At 52.2% G+C, this 26,167-nt stretch carries 24 protein-coding genes; 9 read left to right on the top strand and 15 right to left on the bottom strand.

Translation table 11 applies throughout. From position 1 onward, the window contains the following. Positions 1-36: 36 nt before the first annotated feature. From nadD to leuS, 4 genes are read right to left on the bottom strand one after another with little or no spacing between them, the layout of a single operon-like run. A complete protein-coding gene (gene nadD, locus CLC93_RS03255; RefSeq protein ID WP_095504493.1) occupies positions 37-642 on the bottom strand; it encodes a nicotinate-nucleotide adenylyltransferase in 606 nt (201 codons plus the stop codon). Continuing rightward, complete coding sequence (gene holA / locus CLC93_RS03250) at positions 639-1,670, bottom strand: DNA polymerase III subunit delta (protein WP_095504492.1); 1,032 nt, start codon at positions 1,668-1,670, stop codon at positions 639-641. The genes nadD and holA overlap by 4 nt, the downstream gene beginning before the upstream one ends. Next, positions 1,670-2,179, bottom strand: a complete 510-nt coding sequence (locus CLC93_RS03245; protein ID WP_095504491.1) for an LPS-assembly lipoprotein LptE — start codon at positions 2,177-2,179, stop codon at positions 1,670-1,672. Before CLC93_RS03245 ends, holA begins: the two co-directional genes overlap by 1 nt. Further along, the gene (gene leuS, locus CLC93_RS03240; RefSeq protein ID WP_095504490.1) at positions 2,179-4,758 is read right to left on the bottom strand and encodes a leucine--tRNA ligase; all 2,580 of its coding nucleotides are present in this window, start codon (positions 4,756-4,758) and stop codon (positions 2,179-2,181) included. The genes CLC93_RS03245 and leuS overlap by 1 nt, the downstream gene beginning before the upstream one ends. 180 nt (positions 4,759-4,938) lie before the next feature. Between leuS and CLC93_RS03235 the strand changes: the two genes are divergently transcribed. Further along, a complete protein-coding gene (locus tag CLC93_RS03235) occupies positions 4,939-5,457 on the top strand; it encodes a zinc ribbon-containing protein (RefSeq protein WP_095504489.1) in 519 nt (172 codons plus the stop codon). Here the strand turns inward: CLC93_RS03235 and lnt are convergent. The 6 genes from lnt to CLC93_RS03205 form a co-directional block, all read right to left on the bottom strand. Further along, on the bottom strand, positions 5,435-6,937 hold the full coding sequence (gene lnt / locus CLC93_RS03230; RefSeq protein ID WP_095504488.1) for an apolipoprotein N-acyltransferase: 1,503 nt from the start codon (positions 6,935-6,937) through the stop codon (positions 5,435-5,437). The two genes, CLC93_RS03235 and lnt, sit on opposite strands and share 23 nt — an antisense overlap. A gap of 3 nt (positions 6,938-6,940) precedes the next feature. Further along, complete coding sequence (gene corC, locus CLC93_RS03225; RefSeq protein ID WP_095504487.1) at positions 6,941-7,822, bottom strand: CNNM family magnesium/cobalt transport protein CorC; 882 nt, start codon at positions 7,820-7,822, stop codon at positions 6,941-6,943. Positions 7,823-7,866: 44 nt separating this feature from the next. Next, positions 7,867-8,328: an rRNA maturation RNase YbeY gene (gene ybeY / locus CLC93_RS03220; protein WP_095504486.1), complete on the bottom strand. Its 462-nt coding sequence runs from the start codon at positions 8,326-8,328 to the stop codon at positions 7,867-7,869. Next, complete coding sequence (locus CLC93_RS03215) at positions 8,309-9,370, bottom strand: PhoH family protein (RefSeq protein ID WP_095504485.1); 1,062 nt, start codon at positions 9,368-9,370, stop codon at positions 8,309-8,311. The genes ybeY and CLC93_RS03215 overlap by 20 nt, the downstream gene beginning before the upstream one ends. A gap of 24 nt (positions 9,371-9,394) precedes the next feature. Then, positions 9,395-10,819: a tRNA (N6-isopentenyl adenosine(37)-C2)-methylthiotransferase MiaB gene (gene miaB / locus CLC93_RS03210; RefSeq protein WP_095504484.1), complete on the bottom strand. Its 1,425-nt coding sequence runs from the start codon at positions 10,817-10,819 to the stop codon at positions 9,395-9,397. 96 nt (positions 10,820-10,915) lie between these two features. Beyond that, a complete protein-coding gene (locus tag CLC93_RS03205; RefSeq protein WP_095504483.1) occupies positions 10,916-11,263 on the bottom strand; it encodes a hypothetical protein in 348 nt (115 codons plus the stop codon). Between the two features lie 204 nt (positions 11,264-11,467). On the opposite strand from CLC93_RS03205, the gene CLC93_RS03200 reads away from it, so the two are divergent. From CLC93_RS03200 to ychF, 4 genes are all read left to right on the top strand, one after another. Further along, positions 11,468-12,640 (top strand): FAD-dependent monooxygenase, encoded by a 1,173-nt coding sequence (locus CLC93_RS03200; protein ID WP_095504482.1) that lies wholly within the window; start codon positions 11,468-11,470, stop codon positions 12,638-12,640. Positions 12,641-12,709: 69 nt separating this feature from the next. Then, positions 12,710-14,596 carry a bifunctional metallophosphatase/5'-nucleotidase gene (locus CLC93_RS03195; RefSeq protein WP_141237336.1) on the top strand — a complete coding sequence of 629 codons (1,887 nt, stop codon included), beginning with the start codon at positions 12,710-12,712 and terminating at the stop codon, positions 14,594-14,596. 127 nt (positions 14,597-14,723) lie between these two features. Beyond that, positions 14,724-15,320 carry an aminoacyl-tRNA hydrolase gene (gene pth, locus CLC93_RS03190; RefSeq protein ID WP_095504544.1) on the top strand — a complete coding sequence of 199 codons (597 nt, stop codon included), beginning with the start codon at positions 14,724-14,726 and terminating at the stop codon, positions 15,318-15,320. Between the two features lie 10 nt (positions 15,321-15,330). After that, positions 15,331-16,422 carry a redox-regulated ATPase YchF gene (gene ychF / locus CLC93_RS03185; RefSeq protein WP_095504480.1) on the top strand — a complete coding sequence of 364 codons (1,092 nt, stop codon included), beginning with the start codon at positions 15,331-15,333 and terminating at the stop codon, positions 16,420-16,422. 109 nt (positions 16,423-16,531) lie between these two features. On the opposite strand, the gene CLC93_RS03180 is transcribed toward ychF, so the two are convergent. Then, positions 16,532-17,287 carry a glucose 1-dehydrogenase gene (locus CLC93_RS03180; protein WP_095504479.1) on the bottom strand — a complete coding sequence of 252 codons (756 nt, stop codon included), beginning with the start codon at positions 17,285-17,287 and terminating at the stop codon, positions 16,532-16,534. Positions 17,288-17,471: 184 nt separating this feature from the next. On the opposite strand from CLC93_RS03180, the gene CLC93_RS03175 reads away from it, so the two are divergent. Then, positions 17,472-18,071, top strand: coding sequence for a TetR/AcrR family transcriptional regulator (locus CLC93_RS03175; protein WP_095504478.1), 600 nt, complete (start codon positions 17,472-17,474; stop codon positions 18,069-18,071). 147 nt (positions 18,072-18,218) lie between these two features. Here CLC93_RS03175 and CLC93_RS03170 read toward each other — a convergent pair whose 3' ends face one another. Together CLC93_RS03170 and CLC93_RS03165 are read right to left on the bottom strand one after the other, a co-directional pair. Further along, a complete protein-coding gene (locus tag CLC93_RS03170; RefSeq protein WP_095504477.1) occupies positions 18,219-19,271 on the bottom strand; it encodes an efflux RND transporter periplasmic adaptor subunit in 1,053 nt (350 codons plus the stop codon). After that, complete coding sequence (locus tag CLC93_RS03165) at positions 19,268-22,603, bottom strand: efflux RND transporter permease subunit (RefSeq protein ID WP_095504476.1); 3,336 nt, start codon at positions 22,601-22,603, stop codon at positions 19,268-19,270. Before CLC93_RS03165 ends, CLC93_RS03170 begins: the two co-directional genes overlap by 4 nt. Positions 22,604-22,716: 113 nt before the next feature. Here CLC93_RS03165 and CLC93_RS03160 point away from each other — a divergent pair, with 113 nt between their 5' ends. Next, the gene (locus CLC93_RS03160; RefSeq protein WP_169902788.1) at positions 22,717-23,025 is read left to right on the top strand and encodes an ArsR/SmtB family transcription factor; all 309 of its coding nucleotides are present in this window, start codon (positions 22,717-22,719) and stop codon (positions 23,023-23,025) included. Between the two features lie 17 nt (positions 23,026-23,042). Next, the gene (locus CLC93_RS03155; protein WP_095504543.1) at positions 23,043-23,234 is read left to right on the top strand and encodes a YgaP family membrane protein; all 192 of its coding nucleotides are present in this window, start codon (positions 23,043-23,045) and stop codon (positions 23,232-23,234) included. Positions 23,235-23,428: 194 nt separating this feature from the next. Here CLC93_RS03155 and CLC93_RS03150 read toward each other — a convergent pair whose 3' ends face one another. Beyond that, positions 23,429-23,659: a TIGR02922 family protein gene (locus CLC93_RS03150; RefSeq protein ID WP_095504474.1), complete on the bottom strand. Its 231-nt coding sequence runs from the start codon at positions 23,657-23,659 to the stop codon at positions 23,429-23,431. Between the two features lie 301 nt (positions 23,660-23,960). On the opposite strand from CLC93_RS03150, the gene CLC93_RS03145 reads away from it, so the two are divergent. After that, positions 23,961-25,154, top strand: coding sequence for an aromatic amino acid transport family protein (locus CLC93_RS03145; protein WP_095504473.1), 1,194 nt, complete (start codon positions 23,961-23,963; stop codon positions 25,152-25,154). A gap of 102 nt (positions 25,155-25,256) precedes the next feature. Here CLC93_RS03145 and arcA read toward each other — a convergent pair whose 3' ends face one another. Then, positions 25,257-25,976 (bottom strand): two-component system response regulator ArcA, encoded by a 720-nt coding sequence (arcA, locus tag CLC93_RS03140; RefSeq protein WP_095504472.1) that lies wholly within the window; start codon positions 25,974-25,976, stop codon positions 25,257-25,259. Between the last annotated feature and the right edge of the window lie 191 nt (positions 25,977-26,167).

Raw genomic sequence — 26,167 nt, 5'->3', positions numbered from 1 at the left:
AATTTGTGCTCAAATCGCCACCGGATGGGGGATGTTTTACGCCGGATTTCGATACAGCTGATGCTGCTTGATGTAGTTTGCCACCGTAGGGGATAGCTGCTGGCAGGTGTTGTCGCCGTTGGCCAACATCTTGCGAACCTGACTGGATGACATCTCAATCGGGTCGATATCCACAATCTGCACCACCTGATTGTCGACGAGGTGTTGAATCTCAGCGGGAATAGGGTCGTGCCAGCCCGGACGGGCGCAACCGATAATTTTTGCGAATTTAACAACGTCTTGCCAACGACACCAGCTGGGTAAACTCAGTACCGAATCCATGCCTATGATGAAGTGAAACTCGTGCTCCGGGTGAGTTTGAGATAAGGCTTCCAAGGTGTTAACCGTGTAGGAGGGCGAGGGCAGGCTCAACTCGATATCGCAAATACTCAATCGAGTTTGTTGCTCAAGCGCCAGCTCTAGCATTCTCAGGCGTTGTTCGCTGGTGGCGATAGGTACCGGCTTATGGGGAGGAACCTTGTTCGGCAGTAGCCAGACTTCATCCAGTTGGGCCGCACGAGACACTTGTTTGGCAATGTGAATATGGCCTAGGTGAACCGGGTCAAAAGTACCACCGAGCAAGCCAATTCGAAGAGCGCTCATCGCACTTCCATGACGGGCAGCTGAGCGTGGGCGCTGGGGTCAAACAGCAAGCAAAGTTGTGCTAGCTGTGCCCAAGATTCTTCGCCGTGGAATTTTAGCTCAGACTCGATACGGCTCGACAGTTGCAGCATGGACTGGATTTGCTCAAGGCTCAGACGCGCCAATGCTTGTTGGTACAGTGGCTGACGCTTATCCCAAATTCGGTGGGCCTTGTATATCGGTGCCAGTGACTCGCGATTCTGCTGCGCTTGCTTTAACAGCAACAAACGGCCGAGCTCTTGATTGAGCGACCACAACACCACTTGGCTAGCCACGCCTTCTGCCTGCAGTTGTTTTAGCATGTGCATCGAGCGCTGTGGCGCTAGCACCAACAGGGTGTCTACCAGTTGGAATACGCTAAAGCGAGACTGGTCTTCGAGCCACTGCTCGACTTGCGCTTGCTCAATGCGTTCAATAGGGCTTAGCAACTGCATTTGCTTTAACGCCTGATCCGCACCCACCAAGTTACCTTCAAACATGGCGGCCAGTAGCGCATTGGCGTCTTGGCTCAAGTTGAGGCGATAGTGCTGAACGCGTTGGCTCAACCAACGACTAAACTGAGGACCTTCAGGAGTGGTGCAAGGCAGGTACACCCCTTGAGCATCCAAGGTTTTAAACCACTTGGTTTTGGTGGACTCGGCGGCAATTTTAGGGCCGTACACAATCAGCACTTGGTCTGGATTGGGCTCGGCTAACAACTGAGTTAACGCGGCGCCGCCTTCTTTGCCAGGCTTGGCCGTGGGCAATTCCAGTTCAAACAAACGCTTGGAGGCAAACAGGCTAAGGGCGTTCCACTCATCGAACAGTTCTTGCCACTGAAATCCTGTGTCTTGGGATAGTTGAACACGCTCTTCAAAGCCTTGTGCTCGTGCGGCTGCACGCAGGCTTTGCAGGGCGTTGTCCAATACGAAAGGGTCGTCGCCAAACAGCAGATAAACCGGTTTTAACGGAGTTAAATGGGAATCTAACTGATTGGAAAATATGCGCATTAACTCTCCGAGAAAGACGCTAGCACGATAACAATGCGATCCGCAGCTTGCTGGCGCATCTCTTTGAGCAACATATCCATTTCACGGCTTTTAGCCAGTGCGGTACGCGGGTCATCAAGGTAGTCGCGGCGAATGATCACCGACTCGGCTCGCGGTTCGCGCCCGGGTTGGCTCACCGCGAAATCCACCGTGTAAATCAGCTCGTACTCCGCCACTTTACCGGATGGGAATAGCGACAGGGTAGAGCGCTCAAGACGGTCGTTGATAAGCCTTAGCTCGGGAACGGTTTGCGGGTCTGAGTCCACTAACTGGACATTGTTGACCCGCAAGCGCTCGCTCAGCAAGCGAGTTAACTCGCTGTACTGATCGTTGGAGGACAGGTGAATGGTTTGCAGCGTATCCGGAATTTGGTAGCTGCCTTGCAGGCGAAAGCCGCAGCCGCTGCTAAATAGCAGCGACAGGGTTAAACCAAATCCAATTAGCGCTCTTAGCGCACCTGACAATTTCATTAGTTAGCTACGATATTCAACAGTTTACCTGGCACATAGATCACTTTACGGATTGTTTTGTCTTCGGTAAAGCGAGTTACGTTGTCATCGCTCATGGCGATGGCTTGAACCGCGTCTTGGTCGGCATCGGCTGGTACGGTCAATCGCGAGCGTACTTTACCGTTCACCTGAACCACGATCAGCTTGCTGTCTTCAACCAAAGCCGCTTCGTCCACTTGTGGCCAGCTGGCTTGGTCAATATCACCGTCAAAGCCCAACTCGTTCCACAGGGTGAAGCTCAAGTGCGGAGTGAATGGGTACAGCAAGCGAACCACTGAGTGCAGCGCTTCTTGCATCAAGGCACGGTCTTGCTCGCTTTCCAGCGGCGCTTTGGTCAATTGGTTCAAAAGCTCCATAACAGCTGCTACTGCGGTGTTAAAGGCTTGACGACGACCAATATCATCACCTACTTTGGCGATGGTCTTGTGCAAGGCGCGACGCAGGTCTTTTTGCGCAACGCTTAACTCTGACACCTTAAGTTCAGGTGCTGGGCCGTTGGCGATGTGGTCTTGGGCCAGTTTCCACAGACGCTTCAAGAAGCGGTGGGCACCGTCTACGCCAGACTCTTGCCACTCAAGGGTCATGTCAGCAGGAGCGGCGAACATCATGAACAAACGCACGGTATCTGCGCCGTACTTTTCAACCATGAGTTGTGGGTCGATGCCGTTGTTCTTCGACTTAGACATCTTCACCATACCGGCGTGAATTAGCTCATGACCGTCTTTGTCGGTGGCTTTGGCGATACGACCTTTGTCGTCGCGCTCAACGTTCACTTCAGTAGGTGACACCCAGTGTTGGCCGCCTTTGTCGTCTTCCCAGTAGAAAGCGTCGGCCAATACCATGCCTTGGCACAGTAGGTTCTCAAACGGCTCGTCCGAATCAACCAATTGCTCATCGCGAAGCAGCTTGTGATAGAAGCGCGAGTACAACAGGTGCATTACCGCGTGCTCGATACCACCAATGTACTGGTCAACTGGCAGCCAGTAGTTGGCTTGGTCTGGGTTTAGCATGCCGCCGTCGAAATCTGGGCAGGTGTAGCGCGCGTAGTACCAGCTCGACTCCATGAAGGTGTCAAAGGTATCGGTTTCGCGAGTGGCTGGCTGGCCATTGATGCTGGTTTGCTGCCAAGCTTTGTCGGCTTTGAGCGGGCTGGTCACGCCGTCCATCTTAACTTCTTCTGGCAAACGTACTGGCAGGTCTTCCGCCGGTACGGTAACGGTTTCGCCGTTTTCCAAAGTCGCCATCGGAATTGGCGCTCCCCAGTAGCGCTGACGAGAGACACCCCAGTCGCGCAAACGGAAGTTAACTGTGGTCTCACCTTTGCCAAGCTCAGCCAGCTTGCTAGCAATTGCCTTAAAGGCACCATCAAAGTCCTGACCGTCAAACTCGCCCGAGTTAAACAGTACGCCTCTGTCTGTGTAGGCTTGCTCGCTGATATCCACGTCACCGTCGGTCGGCTTGATTACCGCTTCGATGTTCAGACCGTAAGCTTTGGCAAACTCATAGTCGCGCTGGTCGTGGGCAGGAACTGACATCACAGCGCCAGTGCCGTAATCCATCAATACGAAGTTCGCTACCCAAATTGGCACTTGCTTGCCAGTGATTGGGTGAATTGCGTAAAGACCGGTAGGCTGGCCTTTTTTCTCCATGGTCGCCATGTCCGCTTCGGCAACCTTGTTGTTTTTACACTCATCAACAAAGGCGGCCAGCTCGGCGTTGTTTTCAGCGGCTTTGGCAGCCAATGGGTGACCTGCAGCGATCGCTAGGTAGGTCACGCCCATAAGAGTGTCAGGGCGGGTGGTGTAGACTTCCACTTGCTCAGCTGAGTCCGCTACGTCAAAGGTCATTTGTACGCCTTCGCTGCGGCCAATCCAGTTGCGTTGCATGGTTTTCACCATGTCAGGCCAACCGCTCAAGCGCTCTAAATCGTCTAGCAGTTGCTGAGCGTAGGCAGTGATCTTAATGAACCACTGTGGAATTTCTTTTTGCTCAACCAAAGCGCCTGAGCGCCAGCCGCGACCGTCGACCACCTGCTCGTTAGCCAGTACGGTTTGATCCACGGGATCCCAGTTAACCGTGGCCATTTTCTTGTAGACTAGGCCTTTGTCGTGCAGGCGAGTGAAGAACCACTGCTCCCAGCGGTAGTAATCCGGCTTACAGGTGGCCAGTTCACGGCTCCAGTCGTAGCCAAGTCCCAGCATTTTTAGCTGGCCCTTCATGTATTCGATGTTCTCGTAGGTCCACGGCGCCGGTGAGGCGTTGTTTTTCACTGCGGCATTTTCTGCCGGTAGACCAAAGGCGTCCCAACCGATTGGCTGCAGTACATTTTTGCCTTGCAAACGCTGGTAGCGAGAAATCACATCACCAATGGTGTAGTTGCGCACGTGCCCCATGTGCAGACGGCCTGACGGGTAGGGGAACATGGACAGACAGTAGAACTTCTCGCGGGATGGGTCTTCTTTGGCTTCAAAGGTACCGCTCTCGCTCCAATGGGTCTGAATTTTGGCTTCGATTTCTGCCGGATTATAGGCCTGAGACATTGAAAATTCCTAAGCGCGTCTTATGCCCGAGCTTTGCAGATTTGGGCTGCGCTAACTATGTTCATAATGAAGGTGAAAAAGATCTGCATAGAATAAACCAAAGCGGCTGTAACCGAAAGCCAAAAGCGTCGAGCTAGCGGCGTTTTTTACGGACAGCGCTGGGGTTAGGAGAATAGCCATATGAGCGAGCGCAGCCAGCGATTACTGACCTGTTACCATGAACTCTTGCTACAAATGCAACGCAAGTTCCAAAGCGATCCCGAATTAGACATAGATGCGCTCGATGAGTTGATGGCGCAGAGCAAGGATTACATTGAACTCAAAGCGTTTGCTGACAAGGGCGAATTAGATCTGGTCGAGGGCTTTGTTCGGCGTGATGTGCGAGCTCTGCTTAACAATCGCGATGCCAATGACGTCAATGTTAGCCCGACCGCGTTATTGGCCGGTGATAAGCTGTGGGACTGGTTGTATCGAATGTCGGACCAAAGCCACATTGAGCGTCAACAACTAGAGCACGACCTCGAGAACGAGGGACGTTATTTAGCTGGGGAGATCATTGGTCATGGTGAGCTGCGTTGCAACAATTGCGGCCATGTTACCAGTTACGAGCATCCGGCGATGATTCAAGCCTGCAGTGAGTGCGATAGCGAGCAATTTGAACGCCCGCCCATCGTACTTAGTCCACCAGACGGCGGTTAACCCAAAAGGCCGCAACACCGCCCAGTAACGCTAGTATCCACCACAGGCTGTGGCCAAACTGGGCGAATACAGTATCGCGCTTCACCAGTGCCACATCGGCGCGCAATACGCCTTCTTCAAACTGCTCAATCTTGTGGGTAATAGTGCCACTGGCATCCACAATCGCAGTGACCCCATTGTTGGTGGTGCGAAGCAATGGGCGTCCTAACTCAATACTGCGCATTTGTGCGATTTGCATGTGTTGCAACGGGCCGGCACTGGTGCCAAACCAAGCGTCATTAGAGACCGTTAATAGCAGCTCGGTATCCTCACTGAGATTGGCGCGTACCTGCTCAGGAAAAGCGATTTCGTAGCAAATGGCTGGGAGTAAATCGACACCCGAGGCTTTTAGGTTGGTTTGCTGATAGCCGCCGCGAGTAAAGGACGACATGGGCAAATTAAAGAACGGCGCTAACGGGCGCAGCAAATCGCCAAAGGGCACAAACTCGCCAATGGGCAACAAGTGGTGTTTATCGTAGCGCTCGCCAGCGTTCAGCAGAGTTGAGTCTGAATCTGTCAGTACTCGCAGCGAGTTATAATACTCACCGTCTTGCACTAAAATCGTGCCGCTGATGATGTTGCTCGGAGTCTCTTTGACCTCGTTGGCGGCGAACTGAATGAACTCCATTAACTGGTGCTCAGGCGCCGGGATCGCCGCCTCTGGCCAGACGATGAGATCCGCTTGCTTGTGGGGTCGCGACAGTTCCAAGTATTTCACCAAAGTGGGCCACAAACGCTCAGGGCGCCACTTCATACTTTGCTCAATGTTGCCCTGCACCAAAGCCACATCGATAGTCTTCTGGGCTTCGGGCATAGGAGTGAGTTTCGATGGCAACATAGCGCTTAGGGCAACCACTAACCACAACACCAGGCTGGGCTTGTAGCTCGCGCGAGTCAGGGCGTAGACGCTAGCACCCAGCGCAGCCATCAAGCCGGTCAGTCCCAGCGTGCCTATGATGCTGGCTAAATCCGCCAGTGGCGTATCGGCCAGTGCGTAGCCTTCCCAAATCCAAGGGAAGCCGGTGAGTAATTGGCCGCGAAGCCATTCGGTAAGCGTCCAAATCAGCGGAAAGCCCAGCAGTACTGGCAAGGGTTTAAAGTCACCGGTGAGGCGTTTGAGCAGCAGACCGGCCAACATGGGGTACAAGGCCAGATACGCAGCTAAACCAGCCATTAGAGCGATAGACACCGCCAATGGTAAACCGCCGTAGACCGCCATACTGACGTGCACCCAGCTAATGCCAACCGCAAATTTACCAAAGCCATAGCCAAACCAAATGGCGGCTAGCCCTTTGTTAGAGCGTCCTTGCGATAGCCAAAGGGGAACCGCTAAGGCGATGGCGGCAATCGGGCTTAAATTATAGGGTGCGTAGGCCAGTGCCGTAGAGGCACCGGCTAGCCAAGCGATGAGTGTCGCGATCCAAACACGGCTGGGATTCATGCTTTAGAGAGTCTCGTCGGTTTGTAGTGCTTCCTCGGGCACTTTGACTTGCAGCTGGATCAGGCGGCGAGTGTCGGCGTTGACCACCTTAAACTCAAAACCTTCGACAGTGACTTTTTCGCCGCGCTCAGGCAGATGGCCAAAGGCGTGGGATACCAAACCGCCAATGGTGTCGAATTCTTCGTCGGAGAATTCGGTGGCGAAGTTTTGGTTAAAGGCTTCGATTGGGGTTAAGGCCTTGACCATATAGACCTGACGGGAGACGCGACGAATCTCTAAATCGTCGCCGGAGTCGTGGTCGTACTCGTCTTCGATATCACCAACGATTTCTTCGAGAATGTCCTCAATGGTGACCAAGCCAGATACACCGCCATACTCATCGACCACCATGGCCATGTGATAGCGCTGTAAGCGGAATTCTTTGAGCAACACGTCGACGCGTTTGCTTTCTGGCACTACCACCACAGGGCGGATCACCATGTCGATGGAGAAGTCCTGGTAGTCTTTGGTAAAGCCGTATTGAAGCAGGTCTTTCGCCAGCAAAATACCCTCGATGTGGTCTTTGTCTTCGTTGACCACGGGAAAGCGAGAGTGTGACGAATCGATAACGATTTCCATCAGTTCAGTGATGGACAAATCTTTTTGAATGGCAACAATTTGCGAGCGTGGGATCATGATGTCCCGAACTCTTAGGTCTGTGACCTCAAGAACGCCTTTGATCATCTCTTTGGTATCAGTGGTAATCAGATGGCGTTGTTCTGCATCGTGGATCACGTCCACGAGTTCTTCGCGATTTTGGGGCTCCCCCTGGAAAATCTGGCCGATGCGTTCGAACAGGGTTTTCTTGTGGGCGCCCTTGCCCGATGGAGGGTTATCTTCGCTCATAGTATCCTATTGTTGCTAGTGTAAAAATTCAGTATATGACAGATTTATTGGTCCGCGTAGGGATCGTTATACCCCAACTCAGCCATGACGGCAATTTCGATGGCTTCCATGGCCTCGGCTTGATTGTCGTCTATGTGATCGAATCCCAATAAATGCAGGCAACCATGGACCACCATGTGGGCCCAATGGCTAGTGAGAGGCTTGTTTTGCTGGTTGGCTTCGCTTTCCACCACTTCGGCGCAAATGATCAAGTCGCCCAATAGGTTAAGCTCGATACCCGGTGGTGCTTCAAAGGGAAAACTGAGCACATTGGTGGGTTTGTCTTTGCCGCGGTAGTCGCGATTGAGCTGCTGACTTTCATCGCTTTCCACCACGCGAATGGTGAGCTCGGCCTCATTGTCAAAGCGGCCAGTTAACGCAGCTGTAACCCAGAGTTCGAGGTCAGACTGGCTTGGCAGCCAGTCCCTTTCAACCGCTATCTGATAATCAATCTGATGCATTGTCATCGGCTTTTGCCGCCTCAGCCTGAGCACGAGCTTCCGCTTCTTTGGCGGCTTTTATTTTGTGCTGCTCTTGGTCGTAGGCTTCGTACGCTTCGACAATACTGGCCACGACAGGGTGGCGTACTACATCTTTTGACTGGAAGAAGTTAAAGCTGATGTCGTTGACCTTACCCAATACCTCGATGGCGTGACGCAATCCCGAACGCACACCGCGAGGCAAGTCGATTTGAGTAATATCGCCTGTGATCACCGCGCGGCTGTTAAAGCCGATACGGGTCAAAAACATCTTCATCTGCTCGGTAGTCGTGTTTTGCGATTCATCCAGAATGATAAAGGCATCGTTGAGGGTACGACCGCGCATGTAGGCCAGTGGCGCCACTTCGATGACGTTGCGCTCAATTAGCTTCTCAACGCGCTCAAAGCCGAGCATCTCAAACAGGGCGTCGTACAGTGGACGTAAATAAGGGTCGACCTTTTGGCTTAGATCGCCCGGTAAAAAACCGAGCTTTTCACCGGCCTCTACCGCTGGACGGGTCAGCAAAATACGGCGCACTTCTTGACGCTCCAGTGCGTCCACCGCAGCGGCTACCGCCAAGTAAGTTTTACCGGTACCGGCCGGGCCAATCCCAAAGGTAATGTCGTGATTGACGATATTGGCAATGTATTGCGACTGATTAGGATTGCGGGGCTTAATCACCCCTCGCTTGGTTTTGACGTAGATTTCTTTGCCGAAACGGTCGGTTTCGTTGGCGTCCAGAATACGCGCTTCTTGAATGGCTAAGTGCACTTGGTCTGGTTCTAGGTCCGGAATCTGCCCGCGCACTGGTGCCGTTTCTGTGTAAAGCGACTTCAGTAATTCCTGCACGCCGAGGGCGTGATGGGGTTCACCCACAATTGAGAACTGGTTGTTGCGGTAGCTAAGTTCAACGCCAAGGCGCCGCTCCAATTGCTTTAGATTGTCGTCAAATGGGCCGCAAAGGGAGGCGAGCCGGCGGCTATCCGACGGCTCTAAAAACAGTTCCAAAGTGGTAAGTTTGTTGCTCAAACTGGCGAGTTCCTTGTGTGCAAGTTAAGGCGTAAAGGTTTCCACACCGTGGTTGGTGCGCGAGTTGTGCTCGGCAATCAGCTCGGCGGGACGCAGAGAGCGGCGCAAGTCCATCTCAGCTTCACGGCGTACTAGAGTACCACGCAGTGAATTGGCAAACACCTCGGTGATTTCCACGTCGACAAACTGACCAATCATGTCCAGGCTGCCTTCGAAGTTAACCACTCGGTTGTTCTCAGTACGACCGCGCAACTCCATAATGTCTTTCTTTGACGGGCCCTCAACCAATATGCGTTGAACCGTGCCTTGCATGCGGCGGCTGTATTGCATGGCGTTTTGGTTGATGCGCTGTTGTAGCAGATACAAGCGATCTTTCTTAGCCTGCTCGGTGACGTCATCTGGCAAGTCAGCGGCAGGGGTACCAGGGCGCGCGCTGTAAACAAAGCTAAAGCTCTGGTCGAACTCGACATCGGCAATCAGCTTCATGGTGGCTTCAAAATCCGCGTCGGTCTCGCCAGGAAAGCCCACGATAAAGTCTGAGCTGATGTGCATGTTTGGGCGCACTTTCTTCAAGCGACGGATGATCGACTTATACTCAAGCGCTGTGTGCGGGCGCTTCATCATGGTCAACACGCGATCCGAGCCACTTTGTACTGGCAGGTGCAAGAAATCCACAAGCTCAGGAATTTCAGCGTAGGCATCGATAATGTCTTGAGTAAACTCCAGCGGGTGGCTGGTGGTGTAGCGAATACGGTCGATGCCATCGATGGCGGCCACGTATTCAAGTAGCTCGGCGAAACGGCAAATCTCACCGTCGTGTGTCTTGCCTGCATAGGCGTTCACGTTCTGACCCAATAGGTTAACTTCGCGAACCCCTTGCTCGGCAAGTTGAGCAATTTCAACCAGCACGTCATCTAGCGGACGGCTAACTTCTTCGCCACGAGTGTATGGTACTACGCAGAAGCTACAGTACTTAGAGCAACCTTCCATGATAGAAACAAAGGCAGTGGCGCCTTCGGCTTTTGGCTCGGGCAAACTGTCGAACTTCTCGATTTCTGGAAAGCTAATATCGATAACCGCGTTGTTGCCCGCTTGAATTTGCTCAATCATTTCAGGCAAACGGTGTAGGGTCTGAGGGCCGAATACCATGTCAACGAACGGGGCGCGCTCGCGAATGTGGGCGCCTTCTTGAGAGGCAACGCAACCACCTACGCCAATGATAAGCTCCGGCTTGTGGTCTTTGAGGTGTTTCCAGCGGCCCAGCTGGTGGAATACTTTCTCTTGAGCTTTCTCGCGGATTGAACAGGTGTTCAACAGCAGAATATCAGCCTGCTCGGCTTCCTCGGTCAAGGTGTAGCCTTGGGCATCGCCCAGCAGGTCGGCCATCTTCGACGAGTCGTACTCGTTCATCTGACAGCCCCAAGTTTTAATGTGCAACTTCTTGCTCATCGGCTAGCAAGCTCCGTGGGGTTAGTAAAAATAAAAGCGCGATATTTTACCCCTGATACCCTTGGCTTGCCAGCATTTGCGCTAAGTTTAACCAATTCACCGAGAAAGGGTAGCAGCTCCAATATTAGTAACCGCTTGATTCAGCTGCGTTTGGGCTTGATTTACCAATTGTTCCTGCCAATCGTCTTTGTACGACATAATGCCTTGTTGAGCCTGCTCTATTACATCTAAGGCCACTTGGTATTGCACCATTTGTACTTCGTAGTGGTGTGCGCTGCGAAGCTCACCCACCAAACCGGGCTGATAGGTCACCATGTATCTTGGCATGGTGTTTTCTGGTTGCGCTTGGGTGGCGGTTTCAGCTTGCGCTGTGAACGCTAGACCCAGACTCAAAATCGCCGCACTCAACACTGATGGAACCGCTCTAACTACTGAAGTTTTCATGACTGTCTCCTGGCGTGTTTTAGGACTTCAAACATTAGACAATTTAAGTGTAGGGAAAGGATGCAAAACAGTTGTGACGGCATGTAAACAAATGTGTATCAGAGCGGTTTCAAAAACATTCTTTTACAGCTGTGACTCTCAGGCTACAAAATGGTAAATTGAGGCCAAATTCGAAAAAAGTTAGCAATTGGGAATCGACAATCGATGCAAGCCTTTGATGTAGTAGTAAATGGTGGTGGCATGGTCGGCGCAGCAACCGGTTTAGGGTTGGCGCAGCTCGGACTTTCTGTGGCAATTATTGAGCGACAGACTCCGAAACCTTTCGACCCGGTTCAACCCATGGACTTGCGCGTTTCTGCCATTAGTGTGGCTTCAGAGCAGTTATTGGAGCGACTGGGCGTCTGGCAAGACGTGTTAGATACTCGCGCCTGCCCCTACAAAGGTTTGCAAACTTGGGAAGAACAAGGCTTTAGTACCGAGTTCCACTCCGACCAAATCAATACTAGCCACCTCGGCCATATTATTGAGAATCGCCTGATTCAGTTGGCGCTTTGGAAAGCGCTTAAGGCTCACGACAAGGTCACTATTTTTGGCGAGCATCAAATCAGCCAATTTACTTTAAACGGCGATCGCATCAATTTGAGCTTGAACAGTGGTGATAGTGTGAGTGGCCAGTTGTTAGTGGGTGCCGATGGCGCCATGTCGCAAGTGCGACAGTGGGCTGGTATTGGCATCAGTGGTTGGGAGTACAAGCAACACGCTATGCTGATCAATATCACCACCGCGGCTCCGCAGCAAGACACGACCTGGCAGCAATTCTTCCCATCCGGTCCGCGCGCCTTTTTGCCACTGACTGGCAATCACGGCTCGCTTGTGTGGTACGATGCCGCCGAACGGATTGCCGAACTGAGTCAAATGACCAATGAAGAGTTGGCGGTGGAGATCCGCAAAGCTTTCCCAGAGCGCTTGGGCGAGTTCAGTGTCGACGGTTTTGGCGAGTTCCCTTTGGTCCGTCGTCACGCTCAGCGATACGTCGACCAAAACCTAGTGTTAATTGGCGATGCCGCGCATACCATTAATCCGCTGGCCGGGCAGGGGGTTAACTTAGGTTTCAAGGACGTAGCGGCGCTGCTGGAAACCGTGGTCGATGCCATCTCGCAAGGCAAAGACTGGAGCGCAGTGGCACAGTTACAGCAATACCAAAGCAAGCGTTATAAAGACAACTTGTTGATGATGTCAGCGATGGACATGTTCTACGCGACCTTTAGCAACAAAATCACCCCAATTAAGGTATTGCGCAATGTTGGTCTTAAATTGGCCAATCACTCGGGTCCTGTTAAAAAACAGGTGCTTAAGTACGCGATGGGGCTAAACTAAAGGGCAACCTCTTTGGAAACTGGTTTTGAAACACAAGCTGGGAAATACCAAGTTCGGAAATGATTAGTAGTGAACAATTTTAGAATGACGGGGGCGCTTGTTAGCGCCCTTTTGGTGACCATAGGTCTGGTCGGTTGCCAACAAACCCCAAAAAGTTACGAGCCACTGAGTTTAACCGTGGCCCATGTTAACGATACACACTCCCACTTTGACCCCATGACCCACCAGTGGCAGGCAGAGTTGCCAGAGGGGCAATTGGCGGTACAGGCCAAGATTGGCGGCTATCCGAGATTGGCCCAAGCATTGATGCAAGCGCGTCGTGATGCAGAGGCACAGGACAAGCCCTTTTTAGCACTTCACGGTGGCGATGCGTTTCAGGGCACCTTGTACTTCTCTTTGTACAAAGGCTTAGGCAATCAATTACTGCTCAACGAGTTTGGGCTGGATGCCATGGTGATTGGCAACCACGAGTTCGACCTTGGCGAGGAGCCATTGTTGGACTTTGTGCAAGGGGTGAACTTTCCTGTGCTCGCGGCCAATATGACCATAGGTGCAGATTCGGCGCTGGCCAAGACCGACAACATCAAGCCTTATATTGTTCGCAGCTACGGGCCTCACAAGGTGGGGGTTTTCGGTCTGGTGTTACAAGACTTGCCTGAACTGGCCTCGCCAGGCGAAGCCCTTAGTTTCGAACAAGAGGTCATCGCGGCCCAGGCCACGGTTGATGAACTCAAAGCACAGGGCATCAACCACATCATTATGCTAAGCCACATTGGCCTGGATAGAGATTTACGCGTCGCACGCTCGGTCAATGGTGTTGATTTAATTGTTGGTGGGCACACACACACTCTGATGGGGAATTTCTACCAGTTTGGTATGGGGCATGGCCCGGGCTACGCTGAATTGCACCAAAACCCTGACGGCGGCCAGACTTGTGTGGTGCAAGCGGGTGAATACGCCCACGCCGCGGGTCTCGTCGAAGTGAATTTTGACATTGATGGCAATATCGCTGGCTGCCAAGGCGGCAATGAGCTGTTGTTTGACGCTCAGTTTGAGGCGAAGGCCGGCGAAGCAGAGTTGACCCAGGCCCAGCTGCAATCGCTGCAGAATTATGTGGACGAGCACCCAAGAGCGCGCATTGTTGAGGAGCATCCTAAGTCTCGCCAAATCATCGATGAGCAACTCGCGCCCAGCTTAAGTCAGTTTTCCGAGCAAGTAATTGCTCAGATCAACGATGAGAACGACCCTCTCGACACAGGCATTCTCGATCACGTGCGCATTCCAGGCAAGGGCCGCGGTGGCGCATCACTTGCCAGAAGCGGCTCGGAAGGCGGTGCTGTGGTCGCCAATGCCTTCGCTTGGAAGGTGCCAAGCGCTGATATGGTGATTCTCAATAGCGGTGGGGTTCGAGCTCACCTTCAAGCCCAAGAGCAAGGGCTGACCGCGGGTTACGTATTGGGCAACTTGCTGCCATTTGGCGGTACCTTGAGTTTGGTTTCACTTAAAGGTGAGCACATCAAGTTAATGCTTGAGCAAGTGATTAATCAGTCTACTCATCCGGATGCGGTTAGTGACGGTGGCTTCCCAATCACTGCCAAAATGACAGTGAGCTATGACGGTCGACTAGTTGAAGGACAGCGTATCACCCAAGTTCAGCACTGCCCGAAAGGTCTGCCCGGCGACTGTCTGCCACTAGAAGACGAGCGCGTTTACTCAGTGTTGACCTCGACTTTCTTGGCGGGCGGAAAAGACGGCTATGACGCCTTTGTTAAGCATGCTCAAGCGCCAGCGCTGGATACTGGATTTGTCGACAATGAGTCCATGATCGAATACGCCAAAGCCAAGGGTGTGCTGTATGAGCAAGCCACAGGTATGGACTTTGTCCCCGCCGACTTTGCCAAAGCGCAACTCGATGTGCAATTGGTTAAGCCTCAGGATAACCAAGCGAGCAACTAACCTAATTGGAAACCGCTAGCCCTTATCGCCAAGCGTGGCGATTGGGGCTTCGATTTGCTATGATGCGCCGATTTTCCGCCACTTCGCGTCTCAGTGTGAAACTGTAGCGGCGCTTGAGCAAAGGTTAATGAGCGAGATTAAGTTAATTGTCGGGCTGGCCAATCCGGGCAGCGAATACGCCAAAACCCGTCACAACGCGGGTGCTTGGTACGTGGAAGAGCTGGCCCGTTTGGCGGGGACTAGCCTACGTGCCGATGGCAAGTATTTTGGGCTAACGGCGCAAGCCAATATTGCCGGCAAGCCGGTGCGCTTGCTGATCCCAACCACTTTTATGAACTTGAGCGGCAAGTCAGTGGCGGCACTCGCCAATTTTTATCGCATTGCGCCTGAGCAAATTCTCGTCGCTCACGACGAGCTAGACTTGCCTCCGGGCGTGGCGCGTTTCAAGCTCGGCGGTGGTCATGGCGGCCACAACGGTTTGAAAGACATCATCAGTAAGATGGGCAATGACAAGGGCTTCTACCGATTGCGAATTGGTATCGGCCACCCTGGCGATAAGCGCCAGGTCTCAGGCTTTGTGCTCGGCAGGGCGCCAGCCAACGAGCAAACAGCCATCGATGAGGCAGTAGACGAAGCGCTGCGCGCTACCGATACTTTGTTTAAATTAGATATGACCAAGGCCATGAATCGATTGCATTCGTTCAAGGCCGAAGTGACCAAATAAGGGTTTTAGCATGGGTTTTAAATGCGGCATCGTAGGTTTGCCAAACGTCGGTAAATCAACACTATTTAATGCGTTAACCAAAGCCGGTATCGAAGCGGCTAACTTTCCGTTTTGTACCATCGAACCCAACACTGGTGTGGTTCCTGTGCCAGATTTGCGCCTGCAAAAGTTGGCGGACATCGTCAACCCACAGCGCGTATTGCCGACCACCATGGAGTTTGTCGACATCGCCGGATTGGTAGCGGGTGCGTCAAAAGGTGAAGGTTTGGGTAACCAGTTCCTGGCCAATATTCGCGAAACCGACGCCATTGGTCACGTGGTTCGCTGCTTTGACGATCCAAACGTTGTGCACGTTGCTGGCAGTGTATCGCCGGCAGACGACATTGAAGTGATCAACACCGAGTTGGCTCTGTCTGACCTAGACACCTGTGAGCGTGCCATTCAGCGTCAAGCCAAGCGCGCCAAAGGTGGCGACAAAGACGCCAAGTTTGAAATCGAAGTACTGAACAAGTTCTTGCCGGTTCTAGAAGAAGCCAAAATGCTGCGCAGCATCGAGCTGAGCAAAGAAGAGTTGGCTGCGATTAGCTACCTCAATTTCCTAACCATGAAGCCAACCATGTACATCGCCAACGTGGCGGAAGACGGTTTTGAAGATAACCCGCTGTTGGACAAAGTGCGTGAAATCGCTGCTGGCGAAAACGCTGTAGTCGTTGCGGTTTGTGCCTCAATCGAGTCGGAAATCGCTGAGCTTGATGACGAAGAGCGCGAAGAGTTCATGGAAGACATGGGCCTAGAAGAAGCCGGTCTTGACCGTGTGATTCGCGCCGGTTACGACTTGCTGCACCTGCAAACCTACTTCACCGCTGGTGTTAAAGAAGTGCGCGCCTGGACAATCCCTGTGGGCGCTACTGCACCGCAAGCTGCGGGTAAAATCCACACCGACTTCGAGAAAGGCTTTATTCGCGCTGAGATCGTGGGTTATCAAGACTACATCGATAACAACGGCGAGTCGGGTGCCAAGGATGCCGGTAAGTGGCGTCTAGAAGGTAAAGACTACATTGTTGCTGATGGTGATGTGATTCACTTCCGCTTCAACGTGTAAGCGGTAGTCAAACAAGACACTCAAAAAAACGGGATTCAAGAGAATCCCGTTTTTTTATGGCTCGAGTTAGCAAGCAATTCGACCCATTCAGATAGCCTTCGCGAGTTAATCACTGCAGTAGAGGATTAACGTTCACCGCACCATCGATGTTGTACTCAGCCCCTGAGATAAAACTGGCCGCATCCGATGCCAGAAACGCCACCAAGTTACTGACTTCCTCTGGCTTACCAAAGCGCTTCAGAGGTATACGGTTTTGCATCGCTTGAGCGAACTCACCAATGGCCTCATCTGGCATACCAAGCTTGCTAAAGATTGCTGTTTCAATAGGGCCGGGATTAACCGCATTCACTCTAATTTTTCGCGGTGCCAATTCGCTTGCGGCGGTACGAGTTAGTGAGTTCAGTGCCGCTTTACTGGCGGCGTAAACCGCGGTGTTGGGCATCCCAGTGTAAGCATTGATGGATGACAGGTTTATCACTGAGGCGCCATCGTTCAAGATAGGTAAGAACTTTTGCAGGGTAAAAAAGGCCCCTTTGAAGTTGATGTCCATGATGTTGTCAAACTGGGCTTCTGTGGTGTGCTCCACCGGTGCGAAGGAGGCCACGCCTGCATTGATAAACAGAATGTCGACGCTGCCGTGTTGCTGTTTAACTGCATTTACTAGATTGTCCAAGTCGTCCAACTTGGATTGATCCGCGACAACACTTCTTACGCCCAATTGATGCGCTGCGCTAAGCAGTGAGTCTTGGTTTCTGCCGGTAATCACTACACGAGCACCAAGGGCCTTAAACTGCCGTGCAGTTTCGAAACCCATACCGCTGTTACCGCCGGTAATGACTGCGACTTTACCTTCTAAATTAATCATGTCGTTTCTCCAATACTGTGATTTTGTTGGCTGTGAGCACGGGACAACGTCGACTGCTTAACTCTCCGATACGCACAATCTGATAGTCAGATTCTAATTTTGTACCAATCGGTACATATTTGAATTCTGTACCGAGCGGTATATAATGTCAAGCTAATGGATGAAATTGTTTTTTGGAGCACATATGGCGGCGGGTCGACACAGAGCGTTTGACGCAGAGGAATCTTTGCAAAAAGCCTTGCAGGTGTTTTGGTCTAAAGGCTACTCGGGCACATCCCTGAGTGACTTGATAGCGGCTATGGGTATCAATAAGCCCAGCCTGTACGCGGCGTTTGGCAATAAAGAAGCGCTATTCGTGAGTGCTATCAATCAGTACGTCAACGAATATGGCTCGCCACATGCTTTGCATCTGCAAACCGAAGGGGCCAGCTTGCAAGCGCGGCTGGTGGCTTTTTTGGACTCTGTGATTGGCTCGATTGCCGATAGCGAGTTGCCCTTGGGCTGCTTTGTGGTCAACAGCACTTGCGAGTCAGGTAGTAGTTGTCTGCCGGCTGAGGCGGCTAAGGCTGTCACTGAGATTAACAGTGCTTCGATAGCATCTTTTAGCCAGTTCTTTGCCGATGAAATCGATAAACAGAATCTAAGCTCCGACAAGAAGCCCGAGACGTTGGCACACTACCTGTTAACCCAGCAATTTGGGCTAGCGGTTATGGCGCGAAACGGCGCTAGCCAAGAACAGCTCAAACAAATCGCTCGCGAGGCAGTAGAGGGAATGCTGGCCTAGCCAGAGTAGCAATTTATATAGAATTCACTACCTTGTTGCTATTGTTTGCTCTAATGAGATTTGCGCAGAGCAATAAAAGACGTCGAGGCTTAACAGCGCTCGACGTTTTTTCTACTCAATAGCTCAGTTTTGGCTAACGCGGACTATCTATCGGGTTGGGGGCATCACCAGTTGCTCACCAGCTTGCAATCCAGACAGGATTTCGCGTTTGCCCTGGTATCTGGCCTGACTCAGCTCAACAATGCGACGACTTAAGCCCTGCTCGGTTTTCACATAAACCATTTGCAGCTGTCCTTGGCGCACGAGATAAGCATCGTCAATCAGCAGGGCATCGCGAGTCTCGGTAGGGATTTGCAGACTGGCGTAAAGACCTGGGCGCAATTGCGGCGCCGCCTCGAGCTTGGCCTTAATGGTAACGCTGCGACTGTTGCTATCCGCGGCGGGTACCACTTGGGTAATCAAGGCCGTAGTAGTTAACTCCAGCGCAGGGATCTCTACCGTTAGTTGTTGGCCCACTACTAGGTCTACTGCCAAGCTTTCACGCACTTTGGCCTCCACTCGCAGGGCTTGCGGATTGTACAAGCTCAACAGAGGTTTACCCGGGTTGGCCATGTCACCTTCTTCGGCAAAGCGATCCACAATCACACCGTCAATAGGCGCGGCAATTTGGCGGTAGCTCAAGTTGGCTTTAGCTTGCGACAGGGATTGTTCCGCCTGTTTAACCTGAGCTGTTAGGGTGTCCAACTGGGCCTGAGCGCGATCTCGCTCCGCCTTGGAGGCCAGTCCTTTTGCCGCCAACTCGCTAACCCTTTGGTTTTGACGCTCAGCATCTTGGCGTTGCACTTGGGTGGCTTTTAGCTGAGCTTCGGCTTGGGCTAACACCGAGCGGCTGTCCTCTTGCTCTAGAGTGATCAGAGTTTGGCCTGCTGTGACTGAATCGCCCGCCCGCACTTGAATCTTGGCGATACGCGCCATCACTTGTGAAGACAAGTCGGTGTTGTGCTCAGCGGCCAAGCTCGCGGCAACCGCCTCAAAACCCTGTAACTGGGTGGGGCTTAGGGTTTGCGTCTCAGCACTGTTATCAAGTGGCGCTGCGGCTTGTTGGCCTGGCTCGATTTGTTCGTTAAACCCACCGGCCATCCACACAATCACAATCACCAGCATGGCGATTGCGGCGAGAGTTAAGCTAATACGTTTCATGAGGCATCCTTTAGGGTTTGAGTTGGGTTGGCTTGTGGCTTGTCGAATACCAACAGGTACACCACTGGCACCACCAATAGTGAAAATAGGGTGGAGGCTAAAATACCGAAAATAATGGCTAGGGCCAGTCCGCTAAAGACTGGGTCTAGGGTGATCACCAGGTTACCCAGTAAGGTGGTACCAGCGGTCAGTAGCACGGGGCGCAGCCGCGCGTCACCGGCTTGCAGCAGAGCTTGCTTAATAGGCACACCAAGTTTGCGCTGCGCGCCGATAAACTCCACCAAAATTAACGAGTTGCGCACGGCAATGCCAGCCAGAGCTATCATTCCAATCATGGCGGTGGCGGTGAACAGTACAGGCTCAGGTGCACCGGCAATCACACGTTCGCCAAACTGATTCATCAGATAAAAGCCTGGCATAATGCCAATCATGGTCAGTGGGATAGCCGACATGATAATCCCGGCTAGCGCAGCGCTTTGGGTCTGCCAGCGCAGCACCAGGTAGATAGCGGCTAGGGCAAAGGCAAACGCGATACCCATATCGCGGAACACACGTATGGTGATTCTAAGCTCACCCTCGCCGGTCCAGCTAACTTTGGTGCCTGGCTCCATTTGCCAAGGGATATTAGCGCCATTATTAAGAAAAGAGCGCGACTGCCAATCCGGCACAGGCGCGCCAGTGTCAGTTTTGCCCTGATCCGCATTGATATCGGCAATCACCTCGGCAGGCGTGCGTCCGTTAACCTCGGCAGTTACATAGATCACTGGGCTTAAGTCCTTGCGGAACAGAGTGGCATCCACCGCTTGGCTTTGCCATTCGCCCAATTCCGCCAGCGCCACCATAGCCCGTGGGCTGGCATCCAGACCTTCACCTTGGTTTTGCTGCACAAAGCCGGCTTGGCTCTTGAACTGCAATTGGTCAAAGTCGCTCAGTTGGCTGCGAAGATCGCGGCCGAACTGCAGCATGATAGGTGTTGGTTCAGCCTCGTGCGCCAAAGGCCAGTGGCTAGCCACCAGACCGCCGTTCGCCAGTTGTAAGGCTTGATTTACCTGCTGAGTGGACACCCCAGATTGAGCGGCCTTTTGCTTGTTAACCACAAAATTCATTTGCTCTTGGTAGCGCGACAAGCTCGAGTCCACCTCAACCACGTGAGCTTCTTGGTTCAAGCGTGCCATAAGATTCCGCGCGCTTTGCTCGGCGGCATCGGCACTTACTAACGGATCGCGGCGCACCTCGGCCACAAGGGTGCTCATCACAGGAGGGCCCGGTGGCACTTCTACCACCTTGATGCGCTCATCCCCCTGATTAAAGTGGGCTAAATGCTCACGAAGGCGCAGCACGATGGCGTGCGACTGATGCTCGCGTACTGATTTATCGGCCAGAGTTAAGCGAAGTTCGGCCTGATACCACTGGTTGCGTTGGTAGTAGCGACGCACCAAACCGTTAAAGTCCATTGGCGAGGCCTCACCCACATAGGCGGCAATCGCGTCCACCTCGTTAAGCTCGGCCACTGCATTGGCCACCGCCTGAGTCTTGGCCGCGGTCGCCTGTAAGCTCGCAGAAGGCGGCATGTCGATGATCACCTGCACTTCGTTCTTGTTGTCAAAGGGCAGTAGTTTTAGCGGAACCAAGCGCATCGCCGGTAGAGCAACCGCCAAAGCAAACAAGCCCAGTACCAACCACAAGCTCAGCTTGGCGGCTTTGCGCGACTCTAACAGAGGGGTAAGCACACGAGAGTAAAGGCTAGGCTTAACTTCAACGGACTGTTGCGCTTGAGGCTTGGGTTTTAACCAGGCCTTGGCCAACCAAGGGGTAACTAACAAGGCAACCAAAGTAGACACGGTCACACTAACTGGTACGTTAAACGCCATCGGCGCCATGTAGGGGCCCATCATGCCCGTGATAAAGGCCAAGGGCACAAACGCCAGTACAATCGTCAGGGTCGACATCAACAGCGCCGGGCGAATTTCCGACATGGCTTGAGTAATGCCATCGCTGACCTCTTCGGCGGACTTGCTCGAGCTGCGCTCAAGCTGAAGGTGACGCTCAATGTTGTCCACACCGGTGATCGGATCGTCCACCAATAAACCCAGCGACAAGATCAGCGCAAACAGAGTGACTCGGTTAATGGTATAGCCAAAGGCTAAGTCCAAACCCAAAGTTATGCCGTAACAGATAGGTACAGCTAAGCCCACGACAATTGCGGCGCGCCAGCCCAAAAATAGGCCAATGAAAATCACCACGGTCACCACAGCAAAGGCCAGCGAGCCGGTTAAATTGTTGACCTTCTCGTTGGCGGTCTGGCCGTAGTCGCGCAGGACCTCAACCTTCACTCCGTCTGGCAGCCACTCGCTTTCCAGCTGTGCCATTAGCTGGTGGACTTGATTGGCAATGGTGACCGCATTGGCGCCGGGTTGTTTGGCCACCGACAAGGTCACCATAGGATACTGACCACTGTGGTCGGAAGATTTAGAACTGTTATTGGCAAACTGCAGCCACTGATACTGTTGGGCTTGCTCAGCGCCGTCCACCAAGGTGGCGATATCCCCTAATGGCACCTGCGCGCCGTTTACCACGGCGACAGGCAGAGCTTCTAGCTCGGCTTTGGTGCGCGCCCAATCACCGCTCTCTAAGCGAATTTGTTGGTTGGCAACGGTGAGCTCACCGGCGTATTGGCGGGCGTGGCTCTGACGCACCGCGTTAATCACTTCCTCGGTGGACACCTGGCGTGCGGCCATCGCGCTTGGGTCAAGCTCCACTCGCAATTGACGCTTTAAAGCGCCAACCAGTTTCACTTCGCTAGTATCGGCAATCGCCTGCAGTTGAATGGCCACTTCTTGGGCTAAACGCCCTAGCTGGTAAGCATCCACCTGCTGTGGGTTTTCGCTCCAAAGGCCTAGTGCCACTACAGGTACATCGTCCACTTCCATCGGCTTTAGCTGCCAGTCGCTAACTACCGCAGGTATTCGGTCTAGGTTGGAGTGCAGCTTGTTATAAGTGTCCAGTAGCGATTGCTCGCGGGGTTGGCCGACTTCAAAGCGCAAGGTCACCATGGCCATGCCCGCGGAGCTTTGGGAGTAGATGTGTTCTACACCTTTAATTTGATTCAGCAGTTTTTCCAGTGGAATACTGACTTGTTTTTCCACCTGCTGGGCGGATAGGCCAGGGGCAAGCACTTGCACATCGATCATCGGGACTCGAATTTGCGGCTCTTCTTCCCTTGGGGTGAGCTGCAGCGCCAGCACACCCATCACCAGTGCTGTCACCAAAATCCACAGGGGTAGGCGACTTTGCAAACTGGCTTTGACCATAGTATCGATCGGGTTAGACATAAAACGACTCGAATTCATGAGTTGACATATCGGCATTATAATATTGTAATATGATAATGCAAACACAATCCGGTACACTCTCGCAATCGAGTTTGACGAGTAACGAGGAAACTATGACGGCTAAAGCCAATATGAGCCTAGAGGCAATGGGGCAACAGTGTGAAAAGGTAGCGCAAGTGATGAAAGTCCTGTCGCACCCTAAGCGTCTGTTGATTCTGTGTCACCTGGCTCAAGGAGAGCAAAGCGTTAGCCAGCTAGAAGGCTTAACCGGTCTTTCGCAATCGCAAGTGTCTCAGTTTTTAAAGGCGATGAGCTTACAAGGGCTGATTCAGGCGCGCAGCGACGGTAGCTACAAGTATTTCTCGGTGGTCGACAAAGAGTTGGAGCAGTTACTGGAAGCTTTGCATCAAGTGTATTGTTAAATCGCGAGGAGCAAATCATGACAGTAAACGAAGGATTACGATTGGTCGCAGGCAGCGTGTTATTGCTGTCATTGGCGCTAACTATTTGGGTAGACCCAATCTGGGTATGGTTAAGCGTATTCGTGGCGCTCAATCAAATTCAGTCGGCCTTTAGCGGCTGGTGCCCAATGATGTGGATTCTAGAAAAACTTGGCCTCAAGCCAGCTTAACTAGGTCGAAACGGGCTGCACACATTCCAAGGCACAAAAGGAACATACCAAAAAGGGCTGAAGGGATATTATTTGTCTCAAGCGTTGGCAAGCGTCAACGCACAGTCTTTTGTTCCAATAGAAATGGACGTCACACTCAACACAGCTACTTCCACCCAATTAGGAAGTAGCTTTTTTTTACCTAAAATTTGAGGTTAGGCGAATTGCAGTCTGGCCGGTTCTTGGTCGACCCTATCGCCCAGTGCGTTCAGCACCTTCACTTCACCCTCGCACACGGCCACGATGATTTTGTCATGGCGAAAACCTTGCGGAAGGATCACGCGATCGTTACTGACGTTTAAGTCGCTAAGTAGCGCGGTCTTTAAGGTGAGCAGCTCATCGCTGTCATAATAGAAAACTGTGACTTGATTGACTTCGGGTTGCATCTTTTATTTTTCTCATTACCCCAATACCGTCAACACTTTAGCAGGAAATTTTTAACCAAAGAAGTCCGCTGGTCACGTTTTGTTCATTTAGCTTTATATTAATGTTTTTGCAGCTTTGTTTACCTGCCACTCACTGAAAAGAAACGCTTTGCCCGCGCAAAGTTAGCGGCCCTTGATTGGCAAAAAAGCCTTTGCTAATGTGCTTTGAACCACTCATTTTTTCATCAACGCTCGAATTTTAACCTGATAACCGTTTCCGGGTTGCTAACAAGTTCGAGTATTCCTGATTAAGGAACAAGATTTGAATTTTAAAGCCTTAGGCTCCATTGCCATTGTTGCTGGAACCGCGATTGGCGCGGGTATGCTGGCGCTGCCACTAGCGACTGCTGCCCTCGGATTTACCCAAGCCATGATTTTGATGGTGGCTATTTGGCTACTGTCGGCCTATACCGGCTTGCTCATGCTCGAAGTTAACTTGCGTTCAGGCGTGGGTGACAACCTGCACGCCATCGCTGGTAAGTTTTTAGGCAAGCCGGGCCAAGTGGTCATGGGTGTGTCTATGCTTGGCCTCTTGTATTCGATTACCGCCGCTTACTTGACCGGCGGTGCATCGCTGCTGGTGGCCCGTGCCGAGGGCTTGTTTGGGGTTGCTCTGAACAACGAAATGGCGGTTCTGCTATTTACTCTGGTGTTAGGTGCTGTCGCTGCAATCGGTGTGGCTTGGGTAGATAAGTTCTCGCGTCTGGCTTTCTCGGTAATGATGGCCATTTTGGTGGTGGTGCTGTTCGCGCTGGTGGACGATGTGGCTGTCGGTAGTCTGTCGCGCTCACTAGTCGAAGGCGACCAAGGCCTAGGCTGGATGCAAGCCATTCCTGTTGTATTTACCTCTTTTGGCTTTCACGTGTGTATCGCCAGTCTGGTGGGTTACCTGCAGGGCGAAGCCAAGCCATTGCGCAAAGTACTGCTGATCGGTTCGACCATTCCACTGGCCTGTTATACCTTCTGGTTGATTGTGAGCTTTGGTACCGTGGGGATCGACAACCTAGCTAGCTTTGAAGGCGGTGTGGCTGAAATGATTCAAGCCATGCAACAAGCCTCTAGCTCTACCTGGATTGGTAACCTAGTCTTTGTGTTTGCTGATTTGGCGCTGATTACTTCTTTCTTAGGCGTGACCCTGAGCTTGTTCGACTTTTTGAGCGAACTGACGCGCGCCAAGCCAACCCTAGGCGGTCGTGCTCGCACTGCATTAATTACTTATATTCCGCCTGTACTCCTGGCTATCTACTACCCAGAAGGCTTTGTCGCTCTGCTTGGCTTTGCTGCAATCCCATTGGTGTTCATGGTGTTGGTACTGCCGGTCATGGAAGCGATTAAGCAACGCGCTGCGGGCATGGAAGGCTATCAGGTTAGCGGCGGTATGCCGGCCTTGATTGCTGTGCTGCTAAGTGGTGTGGTGATTATCGGTGCACAGTTTGTGGCTGTGTTCTCGGGTTAATAAGACTCGCGGGGTGGCGATGGCTGCCTCGCTTGCTGGCTAATCAGTTTGTTTCAGATACAAAAAAACCGGCTATTCAGCCGGTTTTTTAGTGAGAGCGTTTTACTCTTCATCAAGCTGACCGCAGAAGCGGTAGCCTTCACCGTGAATGGTGGCGATGATTTCTGGCGTATCTGGCACACTTTCAAAGTGCTTACGGATACGGCGAATGGTAACGTCAACGGTGCGGTCGTGAGACTTAAGCTCGCGGCCAGTCATCTTCATCAACAAGTCGGCACGGCCCAAAATCTTGCCTGGGTTCTCAACGAAGTGCAGCATGGCACGGAACTCAGAGCGAGGCAGTTTGAAGGTCTCACCGGTTGGGCTCAATAGTGAGCGGCTGTTGATTTCCAAAGTCCAACCATTGAAGCGATAGAACTCGATAGCGCTCTTGTCGCTGCTGTCCGCTGCAGAAGTGCTAACGCGAGTCAGCAAGTTGCGAGCGCGAATGGTCAGCTCACGTGGGTTAAACGGCTTGGTAATGTAATCGTCAGCTCCAATTTCCAAACCTAGGATCTTGTCCACTTCGTTATCGCGGCCGGTTAGGAAAATCAGACCCAAGTTGGTGGTTTCGCGCAGTTCGCGCGCCAGCAACAGGCCATTCTTACCGGGCAAATTAATGTCCATTACCACTAAATTGACTTTGCTCTCAGACAAAGCGCGGTGCATTTCGTCACCGTCATTGGCTTCGGTGACTTGATAGCCTTCAGCTTCGAAAATACTGCGAAGGGTCTTTCGGGTTACCGCTTCATCTTCAACAATCAAAATGTGTGGGTTTTGCATGCTTTCTACCTAAATTTCAAAAAAAACAAGCTAACTCGTTGGTTTAGAATGCAAACCAAAGAATCGAATGCCTCTCTTATACACTAACTACCTTTAACAATAGCTGAACAAAGCTGAAAGGCTGGTGTTTTTTTGTAACGTGAATGTGTTCATTTTCTTTTGACTAACCTGATTCGCATCGGTGGAAAACT

Origin of the sequence: Paraferrimonas sedimenticola (assembly GCF_002282855.1) — a bacterium.
Taxonomy (GTDB): Bacteria; Pseudomonadota; Gammaproteobacteria; order Enterobacterales; family Shewanellaceae; genus Paraferrimonas; species Paraferrimonas sedimenticola.
The sequence above is the reverse complement of the archived record's forward strand: the minus strand, read 5'-3'. Positions and strand labels throughout refer to the sequence as shown.